Origin of the sequence: Desulfogranum japonicum DSM 18378 (assembly GCF_000429945.1) — a bacterium.
In the GTDB taxonomy this organism is placed as follows: Bacteria; Desulfobacterota; Desulfobulbia; order Desulfobulbales; family Desulfobulbaceae; genus Desulfogranum; species Desulfogranum japonicum.
Genome location: NZ_KE386993.1, coordinates 61,633 through 71,472 on the forward strand (window position 1 = coordinate 61,633; position 9,840 = coordinate 71,472).

A 9,840-nucleotide genomic window follows, 5' to 3' on the forward strand; every position below is an offset into this window, starting at 1 on the left:
AGTATGAGAAACTATTTTTTTCAACGAATTAGTAGACTGTGCGCACTTGGGATATACACTGTTCTTTTTCCAACCTTTGCTTCTGCGGCCGTATATTATATCGATCCTCTTACCGGACAGGATTCCAATGACGGCAGCTCTACTTCTCCGTGGCCCAGTCTGCAGTACCTGCTGGATAATGACATGATTGAAAGCCAGGAATGGGATAGCCTCCCATATACAGAGTCATCTACCCTGGTAGCGAAAAACCAGGGAGCGGTCGTTCAGCCGGGAGATACCCTTGTACTTCGTAATGGTAACTATGGAGAGCTTGGGATCGTGGGATATTACAATGTCGCACCCATCACCATAACTGTAGAGTCCGGCAGTACCGCCGTCTTTCGGAATATACAGATACGTTCGGCCAGCAACTGGATTATTTCCGGGATCACCGTTAATGCTGCCGCATATGCCGATGATACCTTTGAGACGTTGATTGATCTGGACAGCCATGGCTGGTCCGGCCCTATTCACAATGTCAAAGTGGCCGACTGCACTCTCTATTCCATAGAGGATTCTTCCGGTTGGAGCCAGGATGACTGGATCAACAAGGCAAAAAGTGGACTTTCTGTCGATGGTTCCAACATGACCATTTCAGAAAACAGACTAGTCAATGTACGACATGGGATCAGCGTAGGGGCTTCGTATTCCCTGGTGGAAAAGAACAGCGTGACCAATTTTTCAGGAGATGGATTGCGGGGTTTGGGCGATTATACTGTTTTTCAGTATAACACCATTACCAATTGCTACGATGTAGACGATAATCATGACGACGGGTTTCAATCCTGGTCTGTGGGAAGTGACGGTTCTGTTGGTACAGGTGTTGTTAAGGGTATTGTCCTGCGAGGTAACACCATCATCAATTACGAAGACGAAAATCAACCGTTCCGTGGCACCTTGCAGGGAATTGGCTGTTTTGACGTCATGTACCAGGATTGGCTGGTGGAAGGAAATACGATTAAAACAGATAACTGGCACGGCATCTCGATGTATGGTGCTGTTGATTCCGTGCTGCGTGATAATGTGGTGCAGGATTTAAATACCGAGACGCCTGGTCCCCCGTGGATTAAGCTGGGCGATCACAAAGATGGCAGAGCATCCACCGGTAACACCGTGACCTGCAATATTGCTCCACGATTTGAGGTTAATGAGGCCGATGGAAATATCCTGTTGTACAATACGATATCAGAGGTCGGATCCGGTCGTCATTCCGCTTGCCCAGCCTTGGCAGATATGACTCCCATCTTGCCATTGCTTCTGCTTGAAGAAAACTAAGGGTCGCGGAAAATAATAAATATCCAAAATTTGCGTAGGATATCGGTTTGGTAACGTTGTCGCGTTAATGGTTCCATGCTGGCCGTACTGAGCCATTGACGCGACGACATTACCGAGTTGAGAGACAAGCAAGACTGGATAATGTATTTTTTCCGTGACCCTAAGGCCATGGTGTCTGCTCAAAAGGGTAGCGGACGTCCCTTCTGAGCAGGTATCATTCTATTACCGAATCAGTAACCTGCGGATTCCCGCTACCAAGATAGAAGATTCCAGGATATCCCTTGGTTTCAAAACCTTCCGAAGTATTTTGTCGCAGTGTTGATTTGTTGATCACCAGGTGCCCGCTGCGGTCGTTACTTACAAAAAAGATGGCTCCTCCACCTTCTTTCGCAGTATTTTGTTCTATGGTCGTTCCGCACAGAGAGAGGGTAAATGTATTGCCGTCGTTGTAAATGGCACCCCCACTGCCACCTCCAGGAGTGCCGCTTTGTGCAGGATTTGCTCCGTAGCCTATAGCCTTATTATAGCTGAACAGGGAGTTGATTACCGTATAACTGGTACCAATACTGGAAAGCCCGCCACCGTTGGAGCAGATATTCGCTTCAGCAGCACTCCCGCCAAAAGTGGAATTGACCACATACACCGGTAGTCCTTCATATTGACTGAACACCCGAACAGCTGCTCCGCCTACATCAGGGCCGGTACTGGCACAGCGGTTTGAAGTAAATTTGCAATTTACGATTTTGAACCGCCCACCGCGTACGAAAATGGCACCGCCACCATCGGTGTTGCTGGTCCCGGATTGATACCCTTGCGTGAAATGCAGATTTTGTACGGTCAGTCGTGGGTGATCCTGGTTTTGACAGTGGGATGTGGTCCAGACCTGGGCCTGATCGCAGGTGTTCATATACAGGATACGCCGTGCCCCGGCACCGCTCAATGTGACCTTGCCACCACCATCAATGACGATTTCTGGCCCTGTGTTATTCACAATTTTAGCTGTAGTGTTCATTGTAATGGTTATGGGAGATGGACCACAGTTGAAGGTAATCACTCCCCCCTGGGCAACAGCGTTTACCACTGCCTCACTGGTACAGCTTTCAGGTGTACCAGTACCAATAACAATATCCGGATTGGAAGTATCTGCAGCCTTTGCTTCCGATGGGACTGCACAGATGTTTTCTGTTGCAGTGGTATCTTTGGGTGCAATGATGGGAGGCAGAAAGGTAAGAATGGAAGTTCCTTCATTTTCTGCGGCATGTACGTGTTGCAGAAAGGTGAAGATTAGCAATGGCGTGAGAAGTGTTGTCCGTAATGGCATGATATGTTGTGCAAATGAGAGTTTTGGGTAAAAGGTTATCTTGTACAGTTATATATCATAGATCCCTGCTCATTGTCCATCTTCGAGCAGGCGATTCTTGTAAAGCCCGTCTTCACGGTTCTAAAACTTCCAGGTATACTGAAAAAAAGGCAACTGCTTGCAGGGCGCCCGGTCTTTTACGATCAGGTTCTCTGTAAATTGTTACGAAGAAATGAGGTGATTACTTGGGACCAGGGAGGGATAAGCCTTGCATACAGTAAGTAGATCAGTGGTACGTGACGATGCCATGGATAAAGCGTCAGGTACCTCTTGCTACATAGCAGATATCACGCTTCCAGGTATGCTCTCCATGGCATTTAAGACCTCAACTGCACAGCATGCCCGAATCTGTTCCATAAGCATACCCAGACTTCCAGAAGGATATGTAACTGTTGATGGGCGTGATTTCAAAGGACAAAACCGGGCAACCATTGTTGCCGAAGACTGGCCGTTTTTTGCAGAAAAGGAGGTTTTGTATTTCGGGCAGCCCCTGCTTGCCATAGTTGGACCGGATCAGATAACCTGTGAACGACTTTGTGCAGGCATCGAGGTCAAATATGAGATGCTCGAGTCTGTATCCTCCATTGAGGACGCACGGGAATGCTTTAATGATTTTACCGTGATCAAGGGTGATCCTGCAAAAGCGTTTCTTGAGGCAACGGATGTCTTTGAGCGTTTTTACCAGACTGGTTTGCAGGAACATGCTTACCTGGAGCCACAGGGCATGCTGGCAATAGTTGAAAATGGTATCGTCACTGTTCGAGGAGCTATGCAATGTCCCTTTAACATACATACAAACCTGACCAAGGCACTGGCTCTCAATCCAGATCAGGTTAGAGTTATACAGTCTACCACTGGTGGAGGATTTGGTGGCAAAGAGGATTTCCCCTCTATCTTGGCAGGACAGGTTGCGGTTGCAGCTGTTAAGACTAAGACCGGCAGACCTGTAAAGGTTGTATTGGATAGACGCCTTGACATGCTGCTGACCCCGAAAAGACACCCCTCGCGTATTACTATTAGAACTGCAATTGGCAAGAGCGGACGCATCACTGCCATGGATATAGACTGTCAACTTGACGCCGGTGCCTATGAGACGCTGTCCCGAGTGGTACTTGAACGTGCCATGTTTATTTGTACCGGAGCCTACACCATTGCAAACGTGAAGGTTCGAGGCCGAACCATGAAAACCAATCACGTTCCATCTGGAGCATTTCGTGGTTTTGGGGGGCCTCAGGCTCATTTTGCCGCTGAAATGAACATGAGTTTTCTTGCAGATAAACTTGGTTTACCACCGCTTGCGCTTAAGCAGCAATACCTCACCAGGCAGGGCGATCTTTCCATCACCAGTGGAACCTATCGCTACCCAACTCTTTTTGAGGCGATGCTGGCTCGGGTGGAAGAGGCTTCCGGATACAGTGAAAAATGGCAGAAATATGCCAGAGGTGTGGTGAGTTCCTGCAAGAGAGGCATCGGCATTTCCTTTGCGGCACATGGTGGAGCGTTTACCGGGAACGGTGAGCAGGAACTCATCAAAAGTCTTGTACGACTTTCTGCTGAATACGCAGACCTAACATCGACGATTCCATACATGGTACGAATTATGGCTTCCAGCGTGGATATGGGGCAGGGCACAACCATGGCACTGAAAAAAATCGTTGCCCAGACCATGGAACTGCCTGTGGAACATGTTCTGTTTACTCCGCCTGATACAGCCAGGGTACCTGATTCAGGGCCAACCGTAGCCTCACGTACAGTCATGATTGTGGGGAATCTGTTGCAGAAAGCGGCTGTGGAATTACGTACAATACTAGATTCCGGCCAACTGCCAACCAAAGAAGAGCCTCTTATTGTAGAGCAGCGCTACATGCATCCTGAAGAACTCACCTGGGATGAACCCTCGTTTTATGGGGATGCGTATCCTGCCTACTCATGGTCAGTCAATGTTGTGGAAGTGGAGATCGATCCAATTACCTCTGCAATCAAGATAATTGGGTCATGGGCAGCCTATGACGTGGGTGTACCCATTGATAATGCTATGTTGCAGGGACAGATGCAGGGTGGTGTTGCCCAGGCACTCGGGTATGCGACATTGGAACAGATGCAGATGATTGATGGTAAACCTGCGCAGCATTCTTTGACAGATTATATCATACCGACCATATACGATGTTCCTGAGCTTGAGTGTTTCTTTGTGAAAAATCCCTACAAACATGGTCCGTTTGGTGCCAAAGGCGCTGGAGAACTTCCCCATATTGGTCCTGCCCCGGCTTTGGCAGAGGCGGTTTCCCAGGCAACGGGCAAGCTGATTACGAAAATTCCCATTACCCCTGAACAATTGGTGACCAAACGGTGATTAATCGTATCAAGAATATATGTTGTAGCATTGATGGTTGTAAGGTTTCCTTTGTACCCCATCCCGAACAACGATTACTTGATCTGCTTCGGCAAGAGAAAGGTATTACAGGTGTTCGGGAGGGGTGCGGAGAAGGGGAGTGCGGTTCCTGCAGTGTCCTGCTGAATAACAGGCTGGTTAACGCCTGCTGTGTACCTGTGCTGCACGTCCATGGATGCAGCATTACAACGATAGAAGGATTTTCAAAAACAGCCGCCTTTCATATCATTGCCGATGCCTTTGCTCGGGCCGGTGCGGTACAGTGCGGATTTTGCACGCCTGGATTCATCCTTGCCACAGCAGCTCTCCTTCGGGAGAACCAGCAGCCAACGGACGAGGAGATTCGTGCAGGCTTATCAGGCAATTTGTGTCGTTGTACAGGCTATACGCAGATAATTCATGCTGTGCAGGCTGCTGCTGGAACACTCAGCAGTGTTCCAGAAGTCTGGAAGGAAACAGATACGCACCCTCCGACAAACATATCTCCACACCCTTTGGTTCCCCGTACTGTTGATGATTCTATAGCCCTACTGCAGGCAGGATACACGCCTGTAGCAGGTGGCACTGACCTGATAATCAGGCAACATGCAGGTCGACCTGTCAGTGCCAATGGTAACCTGTTTAGCTGTATGCATATTGCTGAACTGCAAACGATATACAGAAAAGAAGGTCGAACGTATGTGGGAAGCGCCATGCCCCTGGCTGATATAATTGCTTCGCCGGATTGCACACCCATATTGAGGGAAGCTCTCTCCTGTATCGCGGCTCCTGGCATACGTAATATCGCAACACTGGGTGGTAATGTCTGTAATGCCAGTCCTGCTGCAGATGGTCTGCCAGTCCTTTACATCTTGAATGCAATGGTTCATGTTGTTGGTCCATCAGGGCAGAGAGATATACCCCTTGCAAAATATATTCAGGGGCCAGGAACCACCCTCCTCGATCCAACTGAAATAGTGACCTGTATCAGCTACGAGGAGCCCGATACTGTTCAAAGAAATAGCAACTGGATGTTTCGTAAGGTTGGCGCCAGAGCCGTGAATGCCCTGGCAAAAGTTAATTGCGCGGCTCTCTGGGAGGTAGATACGGAGATGGTTACGGATTTCAGACTTGCCATAGGCGCATGTGCACCCACTGTAATTCGCAGCCACGATATTGAACAGAGCGTTATTGGTACCAGGTTGGTTGATCTGCCAACCTCTGTAGACCATTGGCTTGGCTTGTACAGCGAGCTCTTGTCTCCGCTCACAGATCAGCGTTCCACAGCCGAGTACAGACTGCATACAGCACTGGCTTTGATACGAATTGTTTTTGTGGCAATGGGATAAGGTTAATGCATGGTAACTGCTCAGTGCACCTGATCTTTCCACGATCAGCCTGGTTTACGCATGATTAAATACGCTGTACCGGCCTGCATGCGAAAAATACGGAGGGGCGGCTTGTAACCCCATTTACAACGACAGAAGACTTATCAGATTATCTGTTTTCCCTGTGAGCAATGGCAATGCATGTATTGAGCTTGAGTGCTATGGGAAGGCTTTAATATAATATAAATACCAGACTGATGGTATTCTCTTGCAATGCAGTGGGTTACGGAAAATGGTTTGCATATGGTGGGATTTATTGTATCCGGTGGCGGGTTAACGTTACACTGTCCACTAGGAGTTTGTCGGAGAGTTGCTATTTTTTTTTATAATTTCTTTGAATGAGAAAATATCCTGATAAAACTTGCCCAATGTGCAAGGGAGGAATAATCAAGTGGAGGTTTAATTATGACCATACATGAGCTTGATATAAATAACAGTGCTGGTAAAAATGTCAAAACTGGTCAGGTCTGGCTAGATTGGCATCAAGAACTGAATAAATTTCGCATTTCCAACTGGATAGAAGCCTCTTGGCAGCTTTTGAACACATTAATCCCCTATTTCTGTCTATGGTATCTGATGGTGTGGTCAATCCAACTTGGTCATTCTTATATATGGACTCTGATTCTTGCTATACCTGCATCAGCCTTTATGGTTCGGCTATTCATCTTATTTCACGACTGTGTACATAATTCTTTCTTAAGATCGAAGAGAGGTAACACATTTGTCGGCTACCTTCTCGGTGCACTTGTATTTACATCGTTTGAAGACTGGCGTTTCACTCATCTACGGCACCATGGAACTTACGCTAATCTCGACTCGCGGGGATTCGGCGACATCTGGACCATGACGCTAGAGGAGTATGAGAATTCATCAAAAATGAAACAATTACGGTATAGACTCTACCGAAACCCCGTTATTCTGGTTGGCTTTGGAGCAATATTTAATTTCCTTTTCTACAATCGTATCCCTGACTTTAGGGTTAAAAGAGGAGAACGAATGGGGGTTCTTTTGACTAATTTGCTTATTCTTGCCATTGCTATGACCACCGCACGTATTATCGGCTGGCGGTCTTATCTCCTAATCCAGTTACCTGTGTTGTGGCTAGCAGGGGGAGCCGGCATCTGGCTTTTTTACGTACAGCACCAGTTTGAAGGGGGGTATTGGGCACGCAAAAACAAGTGGGAACCTTTGCGTGCAGCCATGGAGGGTAGCTCGTTTTATGATCTACCGGTTGTTCTACGCTGGTTTTCCGGTAACATCGGCTACCATCATATCCATCATTTGAATCCCATGATTCCTAGTTACCATCTCAAGAAGTGCTTCGATTCCGTGCCTGAACTACGGGCAAAGACACCACTTACAATCAGGGATAGTCTTTGCACCCATCGCCTGAAATTGTGGGATGAAAATTTACAAAAAATGGTCACTTTCCCTTGATATGGATGGTTACATGATGTCCATTAGGCAATGAGGCTAAAGCCGAACAAGGCTTTTTCAAAAGCGGACTTCAAAAAGAAGCAACGTTAAAGGGAGCAATTGGGGAAAATATAATATGAAATTCAGCTTCAATACGGAAGATGCAAGTCAGGTCCTTGTGGGCGCATTTGCGCTCGCGGTGCCAATTTCCTTTTCTGAAGAAGCTTGGCAATTAGGAGAAACATTACCTTTTACTAATTTAATAATGTTATTTGTCCTCTCGGTACTATTTCTTGCCCTTTTTACCTATCAAAATGTCTTCCAGAGAAATGTTACGTCTCGACTAGCTGTATTCATTTTTCGTATAGCAATAGCGTACTTGATGACAGCGTTAGTTGTCAGTTGGGTTTTGCTGTGTTTGGATAAGCTTCCTCTACTGGGCGATCCCATAATATCCTTGAAACGTATTATAATTATCACTATGCCAGCATCTATGGGTGCAATTGTAGTGGATAGTTTTGACAAAGAGTGATTCAAAATCAATTAAAAAGCGGGGTCACTTCTCACACTGATTAAAGAGACCGGCAACAGGTACGGTTCACCGTTAACATTGCTGGATCGAAAATATTAAAATGGCAACAACAGACCACTTTGAGATACCCTTTGCTAAGGGTTGGCCGTACGCTTTAGAAAGTTGCTCCTTTTCAGAGTATGATGTGACTGATAGTATTTTGTTGTTTGTCAACTGAGATTTCCCGGTGTAATCTATGAGTTTACTTCCGCACCAAAAGTTGACATGACTCCTATATCCCAAAGATTAGCCTCAGCACCCAAGGTGGATTATTTTACGACCTGTTTTAGTGCAGCCCTCCTATTTCGTGCCAATAACCATTCTCAGGGGTAAATAATTTGAGCCGAGATTTATTTCTGGTTCCAGGTCGCTATAATTAAGCCGATCAAGGTTAAAAAAATTGACCAAGCGTGCGAACAAATTGCATGGTACACTAAGCGTTTGGCGTAGAAGTTTTTCTCTCTCCACTCGATTTCAAACCAGAAGTATCCGCTGTCATTGCCGATTACATTATAGAAATCCTTAATAATTGGCGTTGGCTATAATTTACTGATGTCCCATAAACAAGGAACCCTCCAATGTCGAGTCCGACCTGCATTCTTATTGAATGGCCAAACAGCGAACATGGTGTGAAAAAAAACTTCTTGAATGGCAATTCTGAGACAAATCAGAAGCAATCAAAAGAAGCAATAAACATGGCAATGAATACCATAAAGGTCATGGCGGAGCTGGTAAATAGCACTATGATCACCATGAATGATAAGGCTCGCCCGGATGAAGCTGAGCTTGAGTTTGGTATTGCACTAGATGCTGAAAATGGAGCTTTGATCGCCAAAGTAAGTGCTGGCGCACAGATAAAGGTCAGGCTGAAATGGAAATCGTAATGAGCACGAAAATGAGGCTCTTTGCTCATAGTTGCAGGGCAATGTCAGTCAAACAATACCTTAGTAAGATAATTATTGTCCCACCGAACTTTCTGACGTTTGATTTGAGTGCCGACTTTGGCAGTTTTTTCCTGCTTGAGTAAATTCAGTGCTATATATCTTAACAAAGCTAGGTTTTCAGCACTATGGCCATTTCGGACCCTGGATTCATCCTCACGAAAAGCAACATCAAGTACCCAATGCAGTTTGTTTTCAATGCCCCAATGTTGGCGAACGACATTCATAAAGTTGCAGGCATTCACCTCTGCAAGACTGAAAATATAATAGCGACACTCTTGTGATATATTACCGTTTATGTGACGTTCTGATTCCACTACGGCAATAGTGTTAAGCTGAGGCCATTCTTTATTGAATCGGGAAGTGACAAAGGTGTTCGTTATCCAACAACGTCGAATTTCTAAACGGCCATGATTTTTTTCTTTTGTTTCATGGTAATCGTAGCCGCTACTGGCGAGGCTTGCTTCACTCGCCTCAGC

8 protein-coding genes are annotated in these 9,840 nt (G+C 46.3%); 6 read left to right on the forward strand and 2 right to left on the reverse strand.

The features are described from left to right. Positions 1-3 precede the first annotated feature (3 nt). A complete protein-coding gene (locus G493_RS0123090) occupies positions 4-1,314 on the forward strand; it encodes a right-handed parallel beta-helix repeat-containing protein (protein WP_028582247.1) in 1,311 nt (436 codons plus the stop codon). Positions 1,315-1,528: 214 nt separating this feature from the next. Here the strand turns inward: G493_RS0123090 and G493_RS30955 are convergent, their stop codons facing one another. Beyond that, entirely contained in the window at positions 1,529-2,635 is a 1,107-nt protein-coding gene (locus G493_RS30955) for a hypothetical protein (RefSeq protein WP_084813736.1), read from the reverse strand. Between the two features lie 247 nt (positions 2,636-2,882). Between G493_RS30955 and G493_RS0123100 the strand changes: the two genes are divergently transcribed. The 5 genes from G493_RS0123100 (at position 2,883) to G493_RS30960 (ending at position 9,304) form a co-directional block, all read left to right on the forward strand. After that, positions 2,883-5,027, forward strand: coding sequence for a xanthine dehydrogenase family protein molybdopterin-binding subunit (locus tag G493_RS0123100; protein WP_035275783.1), 2,145 nt, complete (start codon positions 2,883-2,885; stop codon positions 5,025-5,027). Beyond that, positions 5,024-6,394 (forward strand): FAD binding domain-containing protein, encoded by a 1,371-nt coding sequence (locus G493_RS0123105; protein WP_028582249.1) that lies wholly within the window; start codon positions 5,024-5,026, stop codon positions 6,392-6,394. Before G493_RS0123100 ends, G493_RS0123105 begins: the two co-directional genes overlap by 4 nt. 444 nt (positions 6,395-6,838) lie before the next feature. Continuing rightward, a complete protein-coding gene (locus tag G493_RS0123110; protein WP_028582250.1) occupies positions 6,839-7,870 on the forward strand; it encodes a fatty acid desaturase in 1,032 nt (343 codons plus the stop codon). A 115-nt stretch (positions 7,871-7,985) separates the two neighbouring features. After that, positions 7,986-8,381 carry a DUF2391 family protein gene (locus tag G493_RS0123115; RefSeq protein WP_028582251.1) on the forward strand — a complete coding sequence of 132 codons (396 nt, stop codon included), beginning with the start codon at positions 7,986-7,988 and terminating at the stop codon, positions 8,379-8,381. A gap of 617 nt (positions 8,382-8,998) precedes the next feature. Then, positions 8,999-9,304: a CU044_2847 family protein gene (locus G493_RS30960; protein ID WP_051309834.1), complete on the forward strand. Its 306-nt coding sequence runs from the start codon at positions 8,999-9,001 to the stop codon at positions 9,302-9,304. Positions 9,305-9,348: 44 nt separating this feature from the next. Here the strand turns inward: G493_RS30960 and G493_RS33770 are convergent. Then, the coding region (locus G493_RS33770; protein WP_161629881.1) for an ISAs1 family transposase at positions 9,349-9,840 on the reverse strand (492 nt) is incomplete at its 5' end.

Excerpts from the sequence above, each read along its gene's own strand:
- G493_RS0123090 (WP_028582247.1), top strand. The coding sequence starts at position 4 with ATGAGAAACTATTTTTTTCAACGAATTAGTAGACTGTGCGCACTTGGG.
- G493_RS30955 (WP_084813736.1), bottom strand. The coding sequence starts at position 2,635 with ATGCCATTACGGACAACACTTCTCACGCCATTGCTAATCTTCACCTTT.
- G493_RS0123110 (WP_028582250.1), top strand. The coding sequence starts at position 6,839 with ATGACCATACATGAGCTTGATATAAATAACAGTGCTGGTAAAAATGTC.
- G493_RS0123115 (WP_028582251.1), top strand. The coding sequence starts at position 7,986 with ATGAAATTCAGCTTCAATACGGAAGATGCAAGTCAGGTCCTTGTGGGC.
- G493_RS30960 (WP_051309834.1), top strand. The coding sequence starts at position 8,999 with ATGTCGAGTCCGACCTGCATTCTTATTGAATGGCCAAACAGCGAACAT.